The organism is Thermostichus sp. MS-CIW-23, assembly GCF_054059455.1.
The window spans coordinates 24,443-43,907 of sequence record NZ_JBSSCC010000027.1 but is presented as its reverse complement, the minus strand read 5'-3'; the positions used below and the strand labels follow the sequence as shown (position 1 = coordinate 43,907).

General features: G+C 57.5%; 20 protein-coding genes and 3 pseudogenes. 4 read left to right on the top strand and 19 right to left on the bottom strand.

The window, feature by feature from the left end:
• Positions 1-201: pseudogene (locus ACVW0B_RS10270) on the top strand (IS5-like element ISSoc13 family transposase); the annotation flags it as partial.
• Between the two features lie 14 nt (positions 202-215).
• Here the strand turns inward: ACVW0B_RS10270 and ACVW0B_RS10265 are convergent.
• The 6 genes and pseudogenes from ACVW0B_RS10265 to ACVW0B_RS10240 all read right to left on the bottom strand — a co-directional run.
• The gene (locus tag ACVW0B_RS10265) at positions 216-1,964 is read right to left on the bottom strand and encodes a diflavin flavoprotein (protein WP_457491611.1); all 1,749 of its coding nucleotides are present in this window, start codon (positions 1,962-1,964) and stop codon (positions 216-218) included.
• Positions 1,965-2,079: 115 nt separating this feature from the next.
• Positions 2,080-3,846: a GTPase HflX gene (gene hflX / locus ACVW0B_RS10260; protein WP_457491610.1), complete on the bottom strand. Its 1,767-nt coding sequence runs from the start codon at positions 3,844-3,846 to the stop codon at positions 2,080-2,082.
• 271 nt (positions 3,847-4,117) lie between these two features.
• Complete coding sequence (locus ACVW0B_RS10255) at positions 4,118-4,549, bottom strand: DUF488 domain-containing protein (protein ID WP_457491609.1); 432 nt, start codon at positions 4,547-4,549, stop codon at positions 4,118-4,120.
• Positions 4,546-5,163, bottom strand: a pseudogene (locus ACVW0B_RS10250) (DUF488 domain-containing protein). The gene ACVW0B_RS10255 and the pseudogene ACVW0B_RS10250 overlap by 4 nt, the downstream one beginning before the upstream one ends.
• Positions 5,160-5,654 (bottom strand): dual OB domain-containing protein, encoded by a 495-nt coding sequence (locus ACVW0B_RS10245; protein WP_414342098.1) that lies wholly within the window; start codon positions 5,652-5,654, stop codon positions 5,160-5,162. Before ACVW0B_RS10245 ends, ACVW0B_RS10250 begins: the two are co-directional and overlap by 4 nt.
• A gap of 29 nt (positions 5,655-5,683) precedes the next feature.
• Positions 5,684-6,127 (bottom strand): annotated as a pseudogene (locus ACVW0B_RS10240) (BMP family ABC transporter substrate-binding protein); the annotation flags it as partial.
• Between the two features lie 401 nt (positions 6,128-6,528).
• Here ACVW0B_RS10240 and ACVW0B_RS10235 point away from each other — a divergent pair.
• On the top strand, positions 6,529-7,803 hold the full coding sequence (locus ACVW0B_RS10235) for an amidohydrolase family protein (RefSeq protein WP_457491608.1): 1,275 nt from the start codon (positions 6,529-6,531) through the stop codon (positions 7,801-7,803).
• A 3-nt stretch (positions 7,804-7,806) separates the two neighbouring features.
• Here ACVW0B_RS10235 and ACVW0B_RS10230 read toward each other — a convergent pair whose 3' ends face one another.
• From ACVW0B_RS10230 to ACVW0B_RS10215, 4 genes are read right to left on the bottom strand one after another with little or no spacing between them, the layout of a single operon-like run.
• Positions 7,807-8,265, bottom strand: coding sequence for an FxLYD domain-containing protein (locus ACVW0B_RS10230; RefSeq protein ID WP_457398282.1), 459 nt, complete (start codon positions 8,263-8,265; stop codon positions 7,807-7,809).
• 31 nt (positions 8,266-8,296) lie between these two features.
• Complete coding sequence (locus tag ACVW0B_RS10225; protein ID WP_414427761.1) at positions 8,297-8,923, bottom strand: 5-formyltetrahydrofolate cyclo-ligase; 627 nt, start codon at positions 8,921-8,923, stop codon at positions 8,297-8,299.
• Between the two features lie 44 nt (positions 8,924-8,967).
• Complete coding sequence (locus ACVW0B_RS10220) at positions 8,968-9,432, bottom strand: FKBP-type peptidyl-prolyl cis-trans isomerase (protein ID WP_457491607.1); 465 nt, start codon at positions 9,430-9,432, stop codon at positions 8,968-8,970.
• 59 nt (positions 9,433-9,491) lie between these two features.
• Positions 9,492-10,172 (bottom strand): VOC family protein, encoded by a 681-nt coding sequence (locus ACVW0B_RS10215; protein WP_011432060.1) that lies wholly within the window; start codon positions 10,170-10,172, stop codon positions 9,492-9,494.
• Between the two features lie 76 nt (positions 10,173-10,248).
• Here ACVW0B_RS10215 and cobJ point away from each other — a divergent pair, with 76 nt between their 5' ends.
• Positions 10,249-12,144, top strand: coding sequence for a precorrin-3B C(17)-methyltransferase (cobJ, locus tag ACVW0B_RS10210; protein ID WP_457491606.1), 1,896 nt, complete (start codon positions 10,249-10,251; stop codon positions 12,142-12,144).
• 16 nt (positions 12,145-12,160) lie between these two features.
• Here cobJ and modB read toward each other — a convergent pair whose 3' ends face one another.
• Together modB and modA are read right to left on the bottom strand one after the other, a co-directional pair.
• Positions 12,161-13,948, bottom strand: a complete 1,788-nt coding sequence (modB, locus tag ACVW0B_RS10205; RefSeq protein ID WP_457491605.1) for a molybdate ABC transporter permease subunit — start codon at positions 13,946-13,948, stop codon at positions 12,161-12,163.
• A 23-nt stretch (positions 13,949-13,971) separates the two neighbouring features.
• Positions 13,972-14,733, bottom strand: a complete 762-nt coding sequence (gene modA, locus ACVW0B_RS10200) for a molybdate ABC transporter substrate-binding protein (RefSeq protein ID WP_457491604.1) — start codon at positions 14,731-14,733, stop codon at positions 13,972-13,974.
• A gap of 255 nt (positions 14,734-14,988) precedes the next feature.
• Here modA and ACVW0B_RS10195 point away from each other — a divergent pair, with 255 nt between their 5' ends.
• Positions 14,989-15,198 carry a TOBE domain-containing protein gene (locus ACVW0B_RS10195; protein ID WP_011430671.1) on the top strand — a complete coding sequence of 70 codons (210 nt, stop codon included), beginning with the start codon at positions 14,989-14,991 and terminating at the stop codon, positions 15,196-15,198.
• 28 nt (positions 15,199-15,226) lie between these two features.
• On the opposite strand, the gene ACVW0B_RS10190 is transcribed toward ACVW0B_RS10195, so the two are convergent.
• The 7 genes from ACVW0B_RS10190 to ACVW0B_RS10160 all read right to left on the bottom strand — a co-directional run bounded on the left by ACVW0B_RS10190 (position 15,227) and on the right by ACVW0B_RS10160 (position 19,465).
• A complete protein-coding gene (locus tag ACVW0B_RS10190) occupies positions 15,227-16,879 on the bottom strand; it encodes a helix-turn-helix domain-containing protein (protein ID WP_414419367.1) in 1,653 nt (550 codons plus the stop codon).
• 343 nt (positions 16,880-17,222) lie between these two features.
• Positions 17,223-17,480: a hypothetical protein gene (locus ACVW0B_RS10185; RefSeq protein ID WP_011432066.1), complete on the bottom strand. Its 258-nt coding sequence runs from the start codon at positions 17,478-17,480 to the stop codon at positions 17,223-17,225.
• A 94-nt stretch (positions 17,481-17,574) separates the two neighbouring features.
• Positions 17,575-17,844 carry a ferrous iron transport protein A gene (locus ACVW0B_RS10180; RefSeq protein WP_414390678.1) on the bottom strand — a complete coding sequence of 90 codons (270 nt, stop codon included), beginning with the start codon at positions 17,842-17,844 and terminating at the stop codon, positions 17,575-17,577.
• A gap of 137 nt (positions 17,845-17,981) precedes the next feature.
• Entirely contained in the window at positions 17,982-18,281 is a 300-nt protein-coding gene (locus ACVW0B_RS10175; RefSeq protein WP_011432068.1) for a 2Fe-2S iron-sulfur cluster-binding protein, read from the bottom strand.
• A 42-nt stretch (positions 18,282-18,323) separates the two neighbouring features.
• Positions 18,324-18,689, bottom strand: coding sequence for a nitrogenase-stabilizing/protective protein NifW (gene nifW, locus ACVW0B_RS10170; RefSeq protein WP_457444051.1), 366 nt, complete (start codon positions 18,687-18,689; stop codon positions 18,324-18,326).
• Positions 18,686-18,949, bottom strand: a complete 264-nt coding sequence (locus tag ACVW0B_RS10165) for a CCE_0567 family metalloprotein (RefSeq protein WP_099813097.1) — start codon at positions 18,947-18,949, stop codon at positions 18,686-18,688. The genes nifW and ACVW0B_RS10165 overlap by 4 nt, the downstream gene beginning before the upstream one ends.
• A gap of 60 nt (positions 18,950-19,009) precedes the next feature.
• Positions 19,010-19,465, bottom strand: a complete 456-nt coding sequence (locus tag ACVW0B_RS10160; RefSeq protein ID WP_457491603.1) for a NifX-associated nitrogen fixation protein — start codon at positions 19,463-19,465, stop codon at positions 19,010-19,012.

Sequence of the window (19,465 nt, the reverse complement as noted above, 5' to 3'; positions counted from 1 at the left end):
CTCAAGCGGTTATTCCGCCTAAAAGGAATAGAAAGACGCAGCGGTATTATGACAAGCATTTATATAAAGAAAGGCATTTAATCGAATGCTTTTTTTCATAAGTTGAAGCAGTACCGGCATCTATTTTCTCGTTTTGACAAATTGGCCAGGAACTTCTTGAGTTTTCTCTATCTCGTCAGTGCTCTCTTTTGGCTCAAATGAAAGATCAACACAACCTAGTAATGATTCCCTACCTTGCGGTGGTGGATGGCGGTGAGGCCCTCTGGGCTGGAGACCCGACCGGCTTCCAAGGTGCTGTACACCACCCAGTGATCGCTGGTTTCCAGGCGGCTCACCACGCGGCACTCCAGGTAGGCCAAAGCATCGGCCAAGATGGGGGATCCGTTGGCAGCAGGGTAGGTCTTGATCCCGGCAAAGCGGTCGGCTCCCGGTGGAAATCGCTTCAGGAAGTGGCGCATCAAGGGTTGGTAATGGCCTTCTTGCAGCACGTTTAACACGAAGGTATCTCCCACCTGCAGGAAGGATTCGATGGCCCGATCCTTGGCCACCGCAATGCTGATCCCTGGCGGATCGGTGCTGGCTTGGGCTACCCAGGAGGCGAGCATGGCGCTGGTGGCTTGCCCTTTGCGGGCAGTGATGATGTAGAGGCCATTGCTAATGCGGCCCAGGGCGCGATCCAGGTCGGCATCCAAGGCTTTCATCTGCTGAATGCTGCGATCCCGCGTCAGCCACTGCCCCAGATCGGTACCTGCTTCTTCGGCCAGTTGCAGCAGGGCCTCGCCAGCAGGCTGCTTGAGCAGAATGGGGGCAAACACCTCTTTGGCGCCGATCTCCTGCAGGGTGTTGCGGCAGAGGTACACCGACTCGTCGTCTTCTCCCCCTGACTCGAACAGGCCAAAGCCCTGCTTGCTGTGGGCAGAGGCCAGCAGGGTTTTCAGCAGCACTTGAGTGGTGGCGGCCTCAGGCCCTGATTGGGGCGGCATGCCTATCACCACACCGGCGGCCAAGCTCATCAGCTCCCGCACCTCGTGGGCATCCACCAGCCGCAAATCTGCCAGCTCCACCTGGATGCCGGTTTTTTGGATCCCGCGGGCAATGGCCTGGGCCAACGCTTCCGCCTTGCCATATCCCGACAGGTAGAACACTGCCACCATCCGTTCAGCTTTGGCCTGCTCCAGGCTCCAGGTGCGGTAGTGCTCCACCCAGTCGGACAGGTGATGGCGCAGTAGGGGGCCGTGGCCGGTAGCAATGGCAGCGATGGGAGGCAAGGCTTCCATGCGCTTCAGGGCGGACAACACCGAGCGGGCGTTGGGCCCCATGAGGCAGTCGTAGTAGAGCTTGAAGTCGGCCTGCAACAGGTGGGGATGTTCGTCCCAGGCAAAGTCGTCGCAGTAGTGCATCCCAAACACGTCGCAGGTGTAAAGGATCTGGGTGCCGTGGTCGTAGGTGAGGATGGTGTCGGGCCAGTGCAAGTTGGGGGCAGAGATAAATTCCAGGACATGCCCCTTGCCCAGATCCAAGCGATCTCCCTGTTTCACCACCAGCCGCCGGAAGGGCCGATGCACCAGATCTTCCAGAAATTGCACCGCCACCTTGGAGGCCACCACCGTCATCTGGGGCGCCAGCTCCAGCAGATCACCGACTAGGCCGCTGTGATCTGGCTCGGTGTGGCTGACCACCAGGTAGTCGATCTGGGCAGGATCTAGGATCCCTTGCAGGCAATCCAGGTACAACTGGCGAAACTTCTCGTGAGAGGTGTCGATGAGGGCCACCTTCTCGCCGCGAATCAAGAAGGAGTTGTAGGTGGTGCCATTTTCCAGAGCAAATTCGATGTCAAATCGATCCCGATCCCAATCTTGGGAGCGAATGGCAAGGGTGTCGGCCCCGATAGGCAGAGTTTGCAGCGTCAGATGGGGTTGGGCCAGGCGAGGTGCGACTTGAGGTGCAACTGCAGTGGTGGCCATGTTCTCTCCCTAACTTTAAGTCGGGTCACAATCCTGATCTCAATGTAACTGAATGTTTATGTTGACGGCGGATGAAGATGAGCTATGCAGGTTTGGAAATCCTTATGGAATGCTTTTAGGGATCCTTGGGTTCCTGACTATCGAAGGGGTTGGGGCTTAGAACTGCAGCAAATTGGGCCAGGGTGTGGCGCAACTGATCCAGGTTTTGGCCGGTGGTGGCGGAAACAAACAGGGCTTTGGGGTAGAGCAGGCGCACATCCTCTACCCATTCGGGATCCAGGCGGTCGATTTTGTTAAACACCAGTTGCCGGGGGCCGGTGGCCAAGGGCATCTCGTCCAGCAATGTTTCCACCGCCTCGATTTGCCCCTCCCAGTTGGGGTGAGACAGATCCACCACATGCAGCAGGGCATCCGCTTCCGTCACCTCTTCCAGGGTGGCTTGAAAGGCATCCACCAGTTGGTCTGGTAATTCGGTTAGGAATCCCACTGTGTCGGTCAACAGCACCGCCTGCTGGTCGGGCAGCTCCAGCCGCCGCGTGGTGGGATCCAAGGTGGCAAAGAGTTGGTCGGCCACGTAGACCTGGGCATGGGTGAGGGCATTGAGGAGGGTGGATTTGCCGGCGTTGGTGTAGCCCACCAGGGCCACCACGGGAATTTGGGATGCCTCGCGCCGTTGGCGCAGCCGCTGGCGGTGGCGGCGCAGCTCTTCCACCTCTTGCCGCAGCTTGCCGATGCGCCGCTGGATGGCCCGCCGCTCCATTTCCAGTTGGGTTTCCCCCGGGCCACGGGTGCCGATGCCCCCACCTAGCCGAGACATGGTGCGCCCTCGACCGGCCAAGCGAGGCAGCAAATACTGCAGTTGGGCCAGCTCCACCTGCAATTTTCCGGCCCGGGTTCTGGCCCGCTGGGCAAAAATATCCAGGATCACCTCGCTGCGATCCACCACCCGCACTCCCAGGGCCTCTTCCAGGGTGCGCACCTGGCTGGGGGTAAGTTCCCGGTCGAACACCACCAAGTTAGCGCCCAGATCCTGGACCAGCAGAGCCAGCTCTTGCACCTTACCGGATCCGATTACCGTGGCCGAATTGGGGCCTTCCCGCCTCTGCCAGAGGGCTTGCAGCACCTGTCCGCCGGCACTCTCCACCAGGCGGCTCAGCTCCGCCAACCCATCCATGAGATCCTCGTAGCTCTGCCCGGACTCCTGCAGCCCCACCAGGATGGCCCGATCCTGATCCAGATCCACCTGGCGGGCGGTCAACTGGCGCCGAAACCCATCCTCCAGCTCCGCCACCAGCTCCTGCAGATCCTGTTCTGCCAGGATCCCCAAAGGCAAAGGCTCAGAAACCTGCCAACGGCGCTCTCCCTCCGGCAGCAGATGGGCCAGATAGGCCCGGTGAACAAAGCCCGTAGCCGCTCCTCCCCGGCGTCGGTGCCCTCCTGACTTGGACACGGAAAGGGTGATGAGGGCATCCAAACGCTGCAGGGCCATGGCCGTCAGCGCTTTTTGACCGGGGCCCCCCTCCCCCATTTGGGTGGTGATGCAGCGGATCCCGGATAGGCGCTCGGCCCCCTGGCGGGGCAATTCCCAAGCAGGAATCTGGGTTTCAAAAGGGGATCCCACCCCTACGCGGATCACCTGGCCGCGCCGGTTGAGGTAAACGCTGATGGGCCGGCCTTCCAACTCTTGGGTCAGGGATCCCAGCCGTTGGGCAAACTCCACCGTCACCAGGCGGTTGGGGGGTAGGCGCAGTTGGTAAAGCCGTTGCAGTTGCTTTTGTTGGTGGGGCTTTAACCCTTTGGCCTGTTCGCGAAAGCCTCGCGTAGCGATAGCAGAGCTGAAGCGGGGGTCGGTCTGATGGCAAGAGGTGCTAGCCCTGGGCATAGGGACGGGGAAAGACCCAAAAACAAGCTTTCATCTACCATACACGCTAGCTGACAGCAGGAACTTGGGATCCAAAAGCAACGGTGGCAAACACTGGCCCAGTGTTGGATCTGCCCAAGCGGGGATCCCTGTATTGAGCTTGCTGTCGGTGAGAGAGTTTCCAAATCGGTTGGGCAGTCAGGGATCCCTTTCGCTCCGTGTTGCCGGAATCCTGCTGCAACTCGGAGTAGCTGCATAAATCGGAAAAATCCGTAGTGCCAGCTCTCAGTTATCATAGATGCACGATTTCAACATCATCCCATTTTCTGCGCAAATATTCAGCAACCAGCCTACGATGACAGTGCTCAGGTGTAGCTTCACTACAAAGCAGACATCCTCCATCGAGAATACTTTTATCCACTTGATCTTCAATGCGACGCTCGGCCATCAGCGACAAAAACTGTCTCTCGTAGTTAGACCATTCACCACTGGCTTTGTAAGCATCGAGAATCTCTTGAGTTGGTGCAAGTTCCGGCAAATGAACATATCCAAGCTTGCAGATCTCGTGAAGAAAAAACTCTAGATCCCTCTTTTTCGTGAATCCCGCTAGTTGTGAGGTGTTATTAAGTCGAGTATCAACAACTTGAACCAGACCAGGCTGTTTTAAGCGATTAAAAAATTGCTCTGCACTTTTCTTCATAAACCCTATCGTAAATATCTTCATGGCCTCGCGCTCCGCTCATCATTTTTTGACATTTTCTCATCTCGATAGGCGACACGCCTGCCTTGAATGAGATAGGCTTCGGCTATAAACTCTTCCCGACTTCTAAACAAGTCCCCCTCTGGAAGTTTGCAAAGGGCAAGAAGACGAGATTCTAGAGCCTCATGAGTCTCCAAAGAGCCATTGGCCAAGATGTGGTTGACCGGAATCCCACTTTGAAAAAATTTACGCGCCACCAGCAACGATCTATGACATTCAATAGGGTCTTTCTCAGCACACATCAGTGCGATCCGATACCGACTAGAACCTTGGATCAGGCGGTCGATCCCTTCGAGGAAGGCTGGCTCATTTGCCAGTCGTTCATACTGAATCCTACCCTGATCATAGCAGCTCGGATTTTCGCTACGTCCTCACAATTCTTTGCCCAGAAAGACGTAAGCAATACCTGCTGACGCTAAAGCACTTTTCAACTTTTCTTGTGAATATTGAGGGACGTAACGGCTATATGGACGTGAGCGAACGTCGCCAATACCAGTGATGTTGTACTGGCGCAGTAAGTCTATGAAAAAATCAATCTCGTGGTTTGAGTGACCAATCGTGTAGATCTCTGATTTCATATGAGTCGACCTGAGTAGAGAACAGCCGCTATCAGCTTGTAGTAATAGCCCAAGTAGGGATCGCTAAGGCTAACACACAGCACCGGATCGGGGATGTCATATTGACCGTCTTCGCCCATTAGGAAATCCCGTTCAATCACAGGATCGGTAACATCCATGCAGTATTTTACTCCCTTGTATACAAACTCGCCGCGTACTCTACGCTTAGAATTCGGGTATCCTGGTGCCTTGTAACCAACCAACAGACGCAAATGCTCGACCGGTACAAGGTAAAGAGAAACTCCGCTTTCTCGCCCGACACTTAACCGGTTGTTCCACCCAGCATAGCTGCTCTCGCCAGTGCCCCAGAGATTCTCAGGGTTGTCTAGCCAACTGTTGATATCCTCCCAAGGCAGGTGGCCAACTTTTTTCCAGCGGTGCTTTGGATTGATAACGTGGTTCTCCCTCTGGTGAGGTAGTGGCTGAGGTGTATCACAAGAGACACAGAGAATATCAAGAAGTTCTGGGTCGCCACCGCTTAGGAAGGCTCGTGGATGTAGTTGTCAAACACGGCAAAATTGCTCAGGGCAGGATCCGGCTTGAGGCTGGATCCCATCAAAAAGCTGACTTTGGGATAGTCTTTGGCTACTTCCCGCGCTTCCCGCTCCACCCCGAAGACCTCACCCACCAGCAGTTGGACGCCGCTCTCGGCATACTGACGCAGCACCCGTGGGTAGTCGGTGTTGGAAACTGACTCTGACCAGGTGTAGTCAATATCCCCCCGCTTCTGGGCAGCCATCAACGCTTTATGGATCCGGCTCACCCACTGCTGCTCAATGGGAACCGTATAAACCCCAGCCACTTTCAGCTTGGTTCCTTGAGCCACCGTGGCATCGCGAACCAACCAGCGGCTCCCCATCAAGCCAGCCACGAAAGCCCCAGAACGCAGGCAGAAGTCCCGCCGGGAGAGTTCTAAACGTGCCATAGTCGCTTCTGTTGAGGTTAGTTCGAGATCGGGTTACTGCTCGGCTTACCCTAAGGGGGAGATCCCTGAAAATATGTATCCTGAAATACAATTTTTTGAGAAGGAGCTTGTTTGTAATGGACAACGAAGTTTCGCTGACGGTTGGAATGGATGTAAGGGCCAAGTCCTCTCAAATCAGCTCTCGATAGATTATCCCTCTGACTACTTGGTTGATATCTTGCACAACCGGATGCTGTTGGGGACTACAGCCCTCTTTTATAAAGTGAGCAATAACCCAATCAACTGGTTTCCTAAATTCGGGCTTTGAGGTAATTTAAGACATCTTTATCTGATTTGGCCTATCATTCAGTCAACTGTAGTTGCTTCTTTCCATCCTAAGTTCAAACAAATAGCCACAACATATGGATCTCATTTTGCGCCGGGCCAATTTGCCGGATGGCCGCAAGGGAATCGATATCGGTATCCAGGGGGATCGCATTGTGGCTCTGGAAAGCAACTTACAAGCCACTGCCCCCCAAGAAATTGATGTCAGCAACCGCTTGGTGTCGCCCCCCTTCGTGGATGCCCACTTTCACATGGATGCCACCCTCACCTATGGGATCCCGCGCGTCAACCAGTCGGGCACCTTGCTAGAAGGGATCGCCCTCTGGGGGGAGTTGAAGCCGCTGTTGACCCCCGAGGCGGTGATGGAGCGGGCCTTGACCTATTGCGACTGGGCAGTGGCGCGTGGGATCCTGGCCATCCGCACTCATGTGGATGTGTGCGATCCCAACCTGTTGGCGGTGCGGGCGCTGCTGGAAGTCAAGCAAAAAGTGGCTCCCTACTTGGATTTGCAACTGGTGGCCTTTCCTCAGGATGGCTACTATCGCTCGCCAGGGGCGGTGCAGCTTCTGGAGAAGGCTCTGGATTTGGGGGTGGAGGTGGTGGGCGGGATCCCCCACTTCGAGCGGACGATGGCCGAGGGAGCAGCTTCGGTGCGGGCCCTATGTGAAATTGCAGCAGCGCGGGGTCTGCGGGTGGATCTGCACTGCGACGAGACCGACGATCCGCTTTCGCGCCATGTGGAAACCTTGGCCTACGAAACGCTGCGGCTGGGCTTGCAGGGGCGGGTAGCCGGATCCCATCTAACTTCCATGCACTCGATGGACAACTACTACGTCAGCAAACTGATCCCCCTGATGGCCGAGGCAGAGCTGGGGGTGATCGCCAACCCGCTGGTCAATATGGTCATCCAAGGTCGCCACGACACCTACCCCAAGCGACGGGGGCTGACCCGGGTGCCCGAGCTGATGGCCGCAGGCTTGACGGTGGCCTTTGGTCATGACTGTGTGATGGATCCCTGGTACCCTTTGGGCAGCGGCAACATGCTGGAGGTGGCCCACATGGCCATCCACGCCGCCCAACTGACTGGCTATGAGCAGATGCGCCAGTGTTTTTTGGCGGTAACAGAAAACCCGGCCCGCATTCTGGGGTTGGAAGGCTACGGCCTGGAACCCGGCTGCTATGCCGATCTGGTGGTGCTCCAGGCTGCTGATGCCGTCGAAGCCATTCGCCTGAAACCGGCTTGCCTGTATGTCTTCCGCCGGGGCCGGCTGATCGCCCAAACGCCGCCTGTGGTTGCGCAACTCCATTTGCCTGAGCGCCCCACCCAGGTGGAGTTCAGCCGCCAGCTTTAGACGTTAACGACGCACGGTGCCGCTGAAGCCGCTGGCTTTGAATTGCTCCAGGGTGAGGGGCAGGGGGCTGGTCACCGGCACGGAGATGCGAATTGAAAAAGGGCTCTCGCCGGGAGGAACTTCTGCAATGGCCCCCAGGCGGGTACGCTCCGGCAGAACCTCGTTGCCGTTGGCATCGTAAAGCCGACCGAAGACATCCGCGTTCAGCAGGGTATTTTTGGAGCGGTTGACCACTGTGCCTTCGACGAACAGGCACCTGGCCGGTATGGGGTTGCCGTTACTGGTCACCAGGTTGGTGTATTCGGGGGTATCGGGACAGGGGGTGACGTGGAGATCCTTCAGTTGCAGGGGGATCGCCCCAAAGCCCATCAAGAGCACCGCCAATGCCACACAGCCAAAGCTCATGCAGACAAGACGCAGCTTTTGGGTTAGCCACTGCGCCGGCTTCCAAACTTGGCTCATCGTTTTTCCTCCAAGGCCCACCCTCTTTAGTCTAGGGGATCCCCGTCTCGTAGAACCTCTCCTCGGTTTGGATCCCATCCAGGCGCTGATCCCAAGGATCCTGAGGCAGGGGCTGCTCCAGCAAGCAGGCTTGGGGGAGGATGCCCCACTTGGGCACACTGGGATCCGGCAAAGCGGCCAAAAAGCGGTCGTAATAGCCGCCGCCATAGCCCAAACGCCTTCCCCAACGATCGCAGGCCAGAGCGGGCACCAGGATCAAATCCGCCTTGCCAGGGTCGATAACTGTGCTGCCGGGAGAAGGCTCCAGCAAGCCCCAGCAGTTGGGGACAAGCTCAGCCGGCTGGTAGCGGTGCCACTGCATTTGCCGCCGCGGCAGACAACGGGGGATCCCCCACTGCTTCTCTGGAAAAAGGGCAAACAGGGATCCCAAGTCCACCTCGGAGCCGAAGGCCACATAGGCCAGGATGGTTTTGGCGGCCAAAAGTTGGGGGCAAGAGGCCAAATGAGCCACGATCTTCTGGCTGATAAGGGATCTGTCCAACCTCTGCCGTAGCTGGCGAAAGTGCTGGCGCAGGCGAGCTTTTTCTAGGGCAGGATCTGCTGCCAGAGAACTGGGCCGCCAAGAAGAAGACAGTTCCGGGGAAGGGAGTTCCTGCACAAGCCCAATGCCGCTTGGATATTCGGTCTCTGCAAGATCTGAATCTACTGGATGGCCAGGAGCTCCACTTCAAAGTCCAGGGTGGCGTTGGGGGGGATCACCCCGCCTGCCCCGCGGCTGCCATAGGCCAACTCCGGCGGAATGCGCAAGTAGCGCTTGCCCCCCACTCGCATGGTGGCCAGCCCTTCCTCCCAGCCACGGATCACCTGCCCTACTCCGTAGGTGAAGACAAAAGGCTGATTGCGCCTGTAGGAGCTATCGAAGATGGTGCCATCCTGTAGCTTGCCCACGTAGTTGACCACCACCGTTTGCCCCGGCTGAGGCGAAGGCCCACTGCCTTGAGCAATATCGTAGTATTGCAATCCCGACTCGGTGGTGATGAAGTCCTTGGCTGGGGATTGCACGCTCACCACCGGATTGTCCTTGGCCCGCGACAGAGCCACGGCCGGCTGGGCGCCCCACACCCCGAGCCACAGCAAACACAGCACCAGCAGCAGCACCCGTTTCATCGTTGGCATCCCCCCACCGCCGACTTTTGGCTTTCTTTTAACAATCTTAGGGGATCCCGTCAGCCTTTCAGTTCGGCAAATTCGATAATCTGACCCTGGTGATCCCGCACCCAAAAGACGAAGGGCTTCTCGGAGCGAATGCTGTTGCGGATCCCTTGTTTGTTGATTCGCTTCAGAAGGGCCTTAAGGGACTCCCGCTCATAGCTGACATGGCGATAGCGAACGCCGCTGCTGCGGCCCGCTGCCGGTACAGTCCCGTAAGCAGAAGCAGATGAGGAGCTAGGCCTAGAGGCGTTGCCGTAGGAACCGGACCCCGCATAGGGATCTGTAGAGCCAGGGATCACGTGCAATTGAACATTGTCGGAGAGTTGGTACCAAAGTCCGGGGGTATCCAATTGGGTGGGCCCAGAGGTGGGACGGGCTTTGGCATCGAAGCGGGGACTGAGGCCAATATCCCCTGGAAAGTAAGCGGATCCTAGGCTGTAGCCGACCATGCTCTGCTCGTAGCCGTAGTAGTACTGCAGGGGCAGCTCCGCTTCCGGCAGTTTCAACACCTTCTCGTAAAACCCTCTGGCCTGCTCCAAGTCCGGCACGATGATGGTGTGGACGCGGGGAGCGCCGCTTAAGAATGTCCACATGGCCCCCCCATAGGCCGATAGCAGCAAAAACATCAGCCCCTTCGTGGAGAGCAAAACCTCCAGGGGGATTAGGGGCAGCATCAGTCCAGGTGGGATGACCATCGGCACTTGTCCCTTCGCGGGTGGCTCTATGTCCAGTATAGGATCCGGGGAGAATCCTGGCCTTGGCCCACGCTCGATGAAGCTTGCTCTGTTTGCCCCCAGCCCGCGCGCCCGCCGGTTGGCCAACTCTCTGATCCCCCTCCTAGGCAAGGAGGTGAGCTGCTGGAGCAAAGCTGACCCGCAGGGGCTGCCCTCCCCCTGGCAGGCTTACGGGGATCCCAAGGATCCCACAGCGCCAGGCTCCCTAGCAGAAGCCGTTGCCCAAACCTGGCCCCAGGTGCAGGGCTGTCTCTTCATCTTGGCCGCAGGGTCGGTGGTGCGGCTCATTGCCCCCCTCTTGCAGGACAAGCAGCGGGATCCAGCGGTGGTGGTGGTGGACGAAGCCGGTCGCTGGGCTATTAGCCTGTGCGGGGGACATGTGGGGGGGGCCGATGCCCTGGCGCGGCAGGTGGCCGCTACCTTGGGAGCCCAGCCGGTTCTCACCTCTGCTTCCGAGGGGCTGGGGATCCCGCCTTTGGATTTGCTGGGGGATCCCTACGGCTGGCGGCGGGGCGCTGGAGATTGGAACGGGGTGGCAGCCGCCTTGACGCGGGGAGAGCCGGTGGCCGTTCACCAGACCTGCGGCACGCGGCTTTGGCGACAAGCTTGGCCGGCAGATCATCCCCTAGTGGCCTCCTCTCCTCCCCATCCCGTTGCCCAGATCTGGATTGGGGAATACCTCTCCCCTCCCACGGGGATCCCGACAGTGCACTGGCATCCGCGGGTGCTGTGGGTGGGGGTGGGCTGCGAGCGGGGCACCACCCGCGCTTGGCTAGAGGGATCCCTGCGCCGCCTGTTGCAGGCCCATGGGCTGGCTTTTGAGGCCATTGCCGGCTTGGCCACCCTAGAGCTCAAGCAAGACGAGCCGGGTCTTTTGGAGCTGGCTCAGGCCCACGGCTGGCCCATTGAGTTTTTCCCGGCAGAGGCTTTGGCCGGGATCCCGGTTCCCCACCCTTCGGAGGCGGTGCGGCAGGCGGTGGGCACTCCCTCGGTAGCGGAGGCGGCTGCTCTTTTGGCGGCTCAGATCTGGGGAAGAGGTGACCGAGCTTTTGAGAGGCCCTCTTGCGTTGCGGAGGGGAAGGCAACTCTTCTCTGCCCCAAGCAGGTCTTCACGTCAGAAACCGAAGGGGCCTGCACCCTGGCCATTGCCCGCGCGGCGCAGGAGTATTCCCCTCGCAGCGGCCACCTCTGGCTCATCGGCACTGGTCCTGGGGATCTGGGTCAATTGACTTTGGCTGCCCGTATGGCTTTAACTCAGGCCGATGTGGTTGTTGGCTACCAGCTTTATCTGGATCTGGTGGATCCCCTTTTGCACCCCGGCCAAATCCGGGAGGCCTCTCCCATTACCCAAGAGCTGCAGCGAGCCGAACGGGCGATTGCTTGGGCGCAGCAGGGGCTGAAGGTGGCGGTGATTTCTTCGGGGGATGCCGGCATTTACGGCATGGCGGGCTTGGTGCTGGAGTGCTTGGTCCGCTCTGGCTGGGATGGGATCCGCCCTTCTCTGGAGGTGCTGCCGGGGATCTCTGCCTTCCAGGCGGCTGCTGCCCGGCTGGGGGCTCCGCTGATGCACGACTTCTGCGCCATTTCCCTCTCGGATCTTCTTACCCCCTGGCCAGTGATTGCAAAACGCCTTCAGGCGGCTGCAGCTGCCGATTTTGTGGTGGCCCTCTACAACCCCCGCTCCCGGCAGCGGGTGGATCCCTTCCTCAAGGCTCTGCAGATCTTTTTGCAGGCCCGGCCCGCCCATACCCCTGTGGCTTTGGCCCGCAACCTCTACCGCCCTGGCGAAACTCTCCGCCTTACCACCCTGGGGGAGCTGGATCCAGAGGAGGTGGACATGCTCACCCTGGTCTTTATCGGCAACTCCCAGACCTTTCGCCATGGGGAGCGGCTGATTACCCCGCGGGGCTACCGCTTGGGCGAGCCCACCTGACTCCTGGGCTCCAGACTCAAAACACCCTCAGATGCCGGGGATCCAACTGTAGCCACCAGGGGGATCCCCAAGTCTCCACCTCGCGCCAGCGCTCCCGCCACACCTCAGCTTGCAGGTGATAGTCCTGGCGGTGGGCAGGAGGACCGCCCAGCCTAAAGAAGAGAGTCAGTCGGTGGGGGGTCTCGCTCCACTTCACCAGCCAAGCGGGAAACGTGTTGGGCAGCTTCCCGTCGGGCCTGAAGGTGAGGTGGTGGGCGCGGATGGCGATGTATTCTCCCGCTGGGGATCCCTGTACCTGCAGCTCACAGCCCCAATCCAAGGCCAGCACCCGTTGAGGGCCCAGGAGCTTGGCCCGCGAGATGTTTTTGCAACCCGTCAGTTGCGCCACACTAAGGCAGGGGGGAGCCTCAAATAGCTGACGCTTGTCCCCCTGGGCAATGATTCGCCCCTGCTCCATTACAGCCAGATCCCCGCAGAGGCGGAAGGCTTCCTCAATGTTGTGGGTTACCAAAAGCGTGACTCCCTTGTAGCCCGCTAGGATTTCCCCCATCTCCTGCTCCAGTTGGCTGCGCAGGTGGGCATCCAAAGCAGAAAAAGGCTCATCCAGCAGCAAGATCTCCGGCTCAGAAGCCAAGGCTCGCGCCAGGGCCACCCGCTGCTGCTGTCCTCCGGAGAGCTCCGTGGGATAGCGGTTTTCCCAGCCCTTCAGCTTGACCAACCGCAGCTGGGCCTGGATCCGCTCTTGTTTTTCGGCCTCGCTCAAGCCCGCAGGGATCCCAAAAGCGATGTTCTGGGCGACGGTGAGATGGGGAAACAGAGCGTAGTTCTGGAAGATCACCCCTACCCGTCGCTGAGCGGGGGGCAGCCGGATCCCCTGTTCGGCGTCAAACAACGCCCGCTCGTTGAGCAAAATGCGCCCACCATCCGGGGTTTCGATCCCGGCAATGCAGCGCAAAAGTAGGCTTTTGCCGGATCCAGAGGCCCCCAGCAGTCCTAATGGCCGCCCGTCGCAGCTCAGTTGCGCCTGCAGCTCAAATTGGGGCAGCTTCTTGTCAATGTCCACCCAGAGGCGGGGGGCCGGAGTTGAGAAATCCAGATCCCTTCTGGCCAGAACCCGCAGGGGGCGAGGGGGAAGCTGCTGCAGAGGCTGTCGCTGAAACCAAAGGTTAACTGCCGTCATCACCCCCAAGGACAACCCCAAGACCAGGGCCGAGCTGATGGCCGCCCCCCGCATATCCCCCGCCTGAACGGCAAAGAAGATGGCCATGGACAGGGTTTGCGTGCGGCCCGGGATATTGCCTGCCAGCATCAAGGTGGCGCCAAACTCCCCCAGAGCGCGAGCAAAACTGAGGGTAACCCCCGCTAGGATCCCTGGCAAGGCCAGTGGGATCAGCACCCGCGTAAAAATCTTGGCCCTACTTGCTCCCAGGGTGCGGGCTGCCGCCACCAGCGTCGGGTCGATCTGCTGGAAAGCTCCCAGGGCCGTGCGGTACATCAGGGGCAGGGCCACCACCGCTGCCGTGATCACCCCGGCATACCAGGTGAAGATGACCGACAAGTTCAGCGAGGCCAAAAGTTGTCCCAGAAGGGTTCGCCGGCCAAACAGCAGCAGCAACAGGAAGCCCACCATGGTGGGCGGCAACACCAGCGGCGCCAACAAGAGGGCCTCGATGAGAGAGCGCCAGCGACCTCGGTAGTGCAACATCCCGTAAGCCGCCAGCGTCCCCACCCCAAAGGTGATGCCCGTGGCCAAGCCGGCAATCCGTAGGGAGATCCAAAGCGGGGATAGGTCGTAGTCGCTCATCTGGGCAATTGCAGAGGGATCCCTTACAGGCGGATAAAGCCGTACTTCACAAACACCTCTGCCGCTTCCCCTGAGGTTAAAAACTCCAAGTAAGACTGTCCGGCGGGAGTATCGCGCACCAATGCCACCGGGTAGACAATCGGTGTAATGGGATCCGCCGTAGCCACCACCCGCACCCGATTTGAAAGCTGAGCATCCGAGGTAAACAGGATCCCAGCGTCAGCATTGCCCTGCTCCACCGCCGTCAAAATTTCCCGCACCGTGCTGGCAAACACCATCTTGGGCCGCAGCGTCTCAAACACCCCTGCTTGCGTGAGAATTTCCTGGGCATAGCGTCCAGCGGGCATGGCCTGCAGATCCCCAATGGACAGAACCCGGATCTCTTCCGCCACCAAGTCGGCAAAATCCTGAACCTTGGTTCTGGCATTGGCAGGCACAATTAAAGCCATGCGGTTGCTGAGAAGATCTCGCCGGGATCCCTCCACCAGCAGGTTTTGCTTGGCAAGGGCGTCCATAAAAGAGGCGGCTGCGAAAAATACCACGTCCAAAGGAGCCCCCTGCTCCACCTGTTGCTGGAGAGAGCCGGAATTGGCGAAGTTGTACTCAACCTTGATGTCGGGATAGCGGGCGGTGAACAACCGGTCGATTTCCGTTAAAGCCGGTTGCAAGCTCACCGCAGCCCCCACCAAAATGGGCTGAGATTGCGCCAAGCCGGGAGCCGACCCCCACCTCAAAGCCAGAGCGGCTAGGATCCCCAGGAATAACATTGCAGTTCTTCGTTTCATAGCCATTCTTCTTTGACCCGTGACGACTTTCAGAACAGGAAAATCCACCAATCGCTCGGTACTTTGACCATTAGAGGTTGCAGTTTGTATCTTCAGGATACATAATCTAGACTATTGGCAGCCCTTCCTCCCCAGAGGCAACGATAAGCATCTGATAGTATTGAAACCGGTGTTGAATGACCATCCGGCAAGCTCCTCTCTTGTTCAGTTCGGTCAACACCCCTGTTGCTCTGCTTGTTCAACAAAGGAGAAGTCATGCAAATCAGCACTCGCAACTTTTTTAAAGGAACTGTAAAAAGCTTCCAGGTGGGCATGGTCAATGCCGAAATTGTTCTGGAAGTTGCACCAGGCATAGAAATAACAGCCATTATTTCTAAGCACTCTGCCGAACGGTTGGGTATAGCAGTTGGAAAAGAAGCGTATGCTGCCATTAAAGCCTCAGATGTGGTCATCGCCGTGGATTAGTGGTGGATTAGCAAATTGAGTGACTGGCCTAGACTTGCTGTTGCCTGGGATCCAAATACAGGGCTTTGATAAGGCGCTGGCGATCGTTTAGGCTGATCTGAAGCCGCCCATTCTCTACATCCCGCACCCAGCTCTGGCTGCGCCCCAGCCTCTGGGCCAATTCCCGCTGGCTGATTCCCTTTTGCTGGCGTGCCGCCGAGATATCCGCTCCACGCAAAGCTTTGCTTGAGGGGAAGTCTTTTGGGTTTTCGGGAGGGCCAGGGAGATCCGAGTCTGTTGCAACAGGCGCAGACTTTGCCCTACGCTGCCGCCGAGATCCCGATTCTCGGGTTGGGGATCTGGCTTCTTGAACTACTCGACGATGCCAGTCGGAGGGCAGATGAAATCGTTGAATGCGAGCCTGCATCAAGAGTCCCCACTTGCCCCGCGGCCCGGCAGCCGTCAGCAAGCCACCGTTGTTGGCATCTTCAATCCAAAAGTTCAATGCCTCGTCCGCATCCTCGGGCACAGCTTCCAGGCGAGCCCACAGGGGTTGAATGGAAGAAGGATAGGTGAGGGGATCGAACTCCGGCTTGAGGCCGTAGTGGTTGAGAACCTCCAGATCGCTTTCAAAGGTGCGCACCAGCCGTTTGCGTTCTTGGAGATTGAGATAAGCTTCCTGCAGTCGCTCTTCCCCGTAGGCCACTCGCATCAGGGTGGGCACCGTCAGACGCTGTTGCCGCCCCATCCTCACTTTGAACAACAGCCACAGCAGCAGGCGCATGGCTCCTTCATGGTGTTGCCAATGGCTCATCACGGCCTGCAGCAGGGATAGGGGCAGGCTGCTGTACTGATAAAAGGCTTGCCCCTGGCGGCACCCTTGTCGATTGAGAAAGTACCGTGTCCATTCGCCGGGCTGAATCGCCCAAGTCAGGCCCACCAGATGGTTGCAGCCCTGCTCATCTTTTTGAAAGTGGCGATGCATCTTGAGCAGCCTCCACAGAGGGCCAGCCGGTACCGAAAACCCCTTCACCCGCCCCTGATCCGGCCAATCGATGGAGACTTGAATCCGACAGAGCTGCTCTATCCAGGTCATGAACAGGTGGAGACGGGTCATCTTGCTCAGATCTTTACGTTTATCCCAGCCCAAATAGGACTCCAATTGTGAGTCGGTGAAAACAAAGGATTCCTTCCAGGGGCTATCCAACCCGGCGGCATAGGCAGCAAAAATAAGATGCAAACAGGCAGTTCGCACATCGATCGGAGCACTTTGTGGGATCCCGTCCAAACATAGAGTTAGGGTCAGAGATCCCTGGTTGTGGCCAACAGATTTCTGATAGCAAACCTGGTTATCTCCCTGCTTTTGCAGATTGAGAGATTGAAATTGAGATAGGAAATTGCAAGCTTCCCAGACCACAATTGACGAAGCAAAAGCCTGGCTATGGCCGTTCAAAAATAGAGGTGGACTGCTGCGAATGCGGGCCGTGACCGTGCGGTTGCGCCCCTTCATGGCTTCATAAGGCTGCGGGGCAGAACCGGGACACAGGCTAACGCACTGAGGTTCTGGGAAGAAACCTTCGCAGTCGTTGCACAACAGAGGATTAATCCAGTATTCCCCATCCTGGACAACGATAGCTTTTGTAGGACAGCTATCTACGCAAGCGTGGCAACCGATACAATCCCCTGAGATTTGATAAGCCATAGCCCTCAAACTCCATAACGTTTCCCTGTAGCTCTCCTTTGTTCACGCCTGCTATCGCATCTGCAAAACCCTAAACCCGGCCATGGAGACCTTCCTCGCAAAGCCGTGTCAGCCCGGCGAGAGACCTTAGTTTAAGGTCTGTTTCCTAAGCTCAATTCGTGAACTGGATTGAACGATACCTCAAAAGATCCCCGGCAGGCCAGGGAGATTTGGTCTAGGGTGAACCTTCTGGAAAGCTTTGTTTTCTCTTAACTTCTAATGTTTGCAGTGAACTTTTGAGATGGCTTTGCAGGCTACTCCTCCCCCCTTGAGAGCCTTTTAGGGATCCGAACTGCAGCAAGTGTCAGGCAAAACGCTCAATAACCAAGCCGACACAAGGTCGTCCGCCCACCCAATACGTCGATTCATCGGCAAGGTTGTGGCTTGGCTCTAGATGCCAACCCAAGGGATTGGGTTCTAGCTCCAGCGCCCGCACGATTTCTTCTGGGCTGAGCCCTGTGCAGAGTTGAATGTGTTGCAACTTGGGAAATGGCTTTTCCACAAGGCTAAGCTCTTCAGCAGCTTTAAGGATGGAGCCCAGGTGTAGCAAACAGGTGTTCATAGCTTTGCTCCCAAATCAAGATAGATTATGAAGAGATGTGCTTACCTTGAGTGTCTCTCATTGCAAGTTAAAAATTGGGTAAATAGACTACATTTTAGAAGGCTCTTGGCAAATTTAAGATTGTTTTCTTATTCGGTTCTTGGGGAGGCGCTAGGGTGCAACGGGGATCCATGTAAACCCAGATGGGTTTAGCTAAATGAGCAGGAAGGGAAAGTTGGCCACTGGGTAGGAGTAGGATCCACTCAGGGTGACGTTGGATAACCTGGAGATAGGTACCTGGAGTGAGACCCATTTGCTGCAATTGGGCGCAAGCAGCTTCGGATCCGCGCAGTTGGTAGATGCGACCTTCTTCTCCAACCTTCATGAGTTGGAGAGGAGATATGGTTATTGAGATCTTAGGGACGGTGGGCGGTGCCAACATATAGGGATCCCTAATTCTAGAAAAAAATAGAAAAAAGGCTGCTTAAGCCTAGCGGCGAGCAACTGGAGAGCAGCCGTCTATCAAAACAAGTAAGCTTCCTGGTGAGTGCGAATCGTACAATTGGAGCGAGGTTTAGCCACGCAGAGCAGCACAAATCCTTTGGCTATTTGCTCCTCATCCAGAAAGGTTTGCTCCGATTGATCGACTTCTCCTTCTACCACTTTGGCCACGCAAGAGGAACAACTACCGGAGCGGCAGGAAGAGGGCAAGTCCACATCTTGATCCTCAGCCGCTTCTAGGATGGTTGAATCTTCATCTACTGAGATATAGGTGTCGAGCCGTCGTTTTGGGTTAACCAAGTGAACTGTGTAGGTAGCCATGATGAGATCTCCAGAGAGTTGACGAGGGGTAAACAAGGGAGCTTAGGCAGGGATCCCAGGGCTGCATTCGCCCCGCTCTCCCAAAGAGCTGCAGCCGGCACAGCCGCCGACAGCATCTGGACAACCGTAGTCTTGAAAGACTCGGAATAGCTTCTCCTGCTGCGGAGTAGAGGTGAGAAAGGTTTGGTACGCTTTTTCCAGCGCTTGCCGGGCTTGCTCCAATCGCTCTTCTTCGCTGCCCTGGAAGTGCTCCAGAGGAGCCAGATACTGAGCAAATTTGCGTAAGATATGCAGGCGATTCACGTTGACCACCCGCGGATCGTAGGGGAGCTCGAAAAAAGCGAAATAATCTTCGGCATTGATCAGGGCTTGGAAGTCTTTCCAACGGCGGTTGTGGTTCCAACTCATCGGCAGGTCTCCAGGGTTTTCAAGCGTTGTCTGAGGGTGTGCAGCCGGGCAAACAGGGCATAGGTGCGGGCTGCCAAGTCGGGGAGTCGCTCGAACCCGTCGGGTAGCCCCTCGGCCAGATCGTGCAGATCCATTTTCAGTTGGCCTGCTTTGCTGTTTAGGCGCTTGATCTCGCTGCGGAGCTGGTCGGCAGAGAGGTGTTCGAAGGGCTCGAAAGCCAGGTCGTTCACAACATTTTCAACATCCCTCTCATTCAACATGGGCAAGGCACTCCTGATGGCTAAAGAAATTGCTGCACAGACAAAAGGGGAGGCAGGCGGCTACAGCCGGCCCACCTCGGGGTAGGTTCGGGCCAGTTGGATCCCTTTGTCGATAAGGGCAGTAGCTTTTTCAGTGAGCTGTTCGAGAGACTCGAAACCGAAGCGATGGGCGTCTCGCAGGGTGTTGACCACCAACAACAGCCGCCCCGAGAAGACCAGCACCCAACCAAAACCTTCACTGTTGAGATCCAGCACCACCTGAGCCAGGAGGCCCGTCTCCTTTTCGATCAGGGCGGCAATGGCGCGGTAGTAGATGAGGATGCGGCTCCGCACTGCCGGATCCACCTCCCCTTCCAGGGATATTTGGCGCTTCTGGGCTTTGGTGACGACAAAGGGCTTGAGCAGCAACTCATCCCTCCAGGCGCGGTAGGTGCCGTAGGGATCCGCCGCCCGCATCTGGCGAACGATCTCTTGCAAGATGGGGCTGGTCGAGGGGGAAAGAGGGGTAACCGTCAT

What these genes read in the sequence shown, in the direction of transcription:
- ACVW0B_RS10265 (WP_457491611.1), bottom strand. Translation starts at nt 1,964, where the DNA reads ATGGCCACCACTGCAGTTGCACCTCAAGTCGCACCTCGCCTGGCCCAA.
- nifW (WP_457444051.1), bottom strand. Translation starts at nt 18,689, where the DNA reads ATGAGTTGGAACCACAACCGCCGTTGGAAAGACTTCCAAGCCCTGATC.
- ACVW0B_RS10190 (WP_414419367.1), bottom strand. Translation starts at nt 16,879, where the DNA reads ATGGCTTATCAAATCTCAGGGGATTGTATCGGTTGCCACGCTTGCGTA.
- ACVW0B_RS10165 (WP_099813097.1), bottom strand. Translation starts at nt 18,949, where the DNA reads ATGTTGAATGAGAGGGATGTTGAAAATGTTGTGAACGACCTGGCTTTC.
- ACVW0B_RS10235 (WP_457491608.1), top strand. Translation starts at nt 6,529, where the DNA reads ATGGATCTCATTTTGCGCCGGGCCAATTTGCCGGATGGCCGCAAGGGA.
- cobJ (WP_457491606.1), top strand. Translation starts at nt 10,249, where the DNA reads ATGAAGCTTGCTCTGTTTGCCCCCAGCCCGCGCGCCCGCCGGTTGGCC.
- modB (WP_457491605.1), bottom strand. Translation starts at nt 13,948, where the DNA reads ATGAGCGACTACGACCTATCCCCGCTTTGGATCTCCCTACGGATTGCC.
- ACVW0B_RS10230 (WP_457398282.1), bottom strand. Translation starts at nt 8,265, where the DNA reads ATGAGCCAAGTTTGGAAGCCGGCGCAGTGGCTAACCCAAAAGCTGCGT.
- ACVW0B_RS10215 (WP_011432060.1), bottom strand. Translation starts at nt 10,172, where the DNA reads ATGGTCATCCCACCTGGACTGATGCTGCCCCTAATCCCCCTGGAGGTT.
- modA (WP_457491604.1), bottom strand. Translation starts at nt 14,733, where the DNA reads ATGAAACGAAGAACTGCAATGTTATTCCTGGGGATCCTAGCCGCTCTG.
- ACVW0B_RS10185 (WP_011432066.1), bottom strand. Translation starts at nt 17,480, where the DNA reads ATGAACACCTGTTTGCTACACCTGGGCTCCATCCTTAAAGCTGCTGAA.
- ACVW0B_RS10220 (WP_457491607.1), bottom strand. Translation starts at nt 9,432, where the DNA reads ATGAAACGGGTGCTGCTGCTGGTGCTGTGTTTGCTGTGGCTCGGGGTG.
- ACVW0B_RS10255 (WP_457491609.1), bottom strand. Translation starts at nt 4,549, where the DNA reads ATGAAGATATTTACGATAGGGTTTATGAAGAAAAGTGCAGAGCAATTT.
- hflX (WP_457491610.1), bottom strand. Translation starts at nt 3,846, where the DNA reads ATGCCCAGGGCTAGCACCTCTTGCCATCAGACCGACCCCCGCTTCAGC.
- ACVW0B_RS10180 (WP_414390678.1), bottom strand. Translation starts at nt 17,844, where the DNA reads ATGAAGGTTGGAGAAGAAGGTCGCATCTACCAACTGCGCGGATCCGAA.
- ACVW0B_RS10175 (WP_011432068.1), bottom strand. Translation starts at nt 18,281, where the DNA reads ATGGCTACCTACACAGTTCACTTGGTTAACCCAAAACGACGGCTCGAC.
- ACVW0B_RS10195 (WP_011430671.1), top strand. Translation starts at nt 14,989, where the DNA reads ATGCAAATCAGCACTCGCAACTTTTTTAAAGGAACTGTAAAAAGCTTC.
- ACVW0B_RS10160 (WP_457491603.1), bottom strand. Translation starts at nt 19,465, where the DNA reads ATGACGGTTACCCCTCTTTCCCCCTCGACCAGCCCCATCTTGCAAGAG.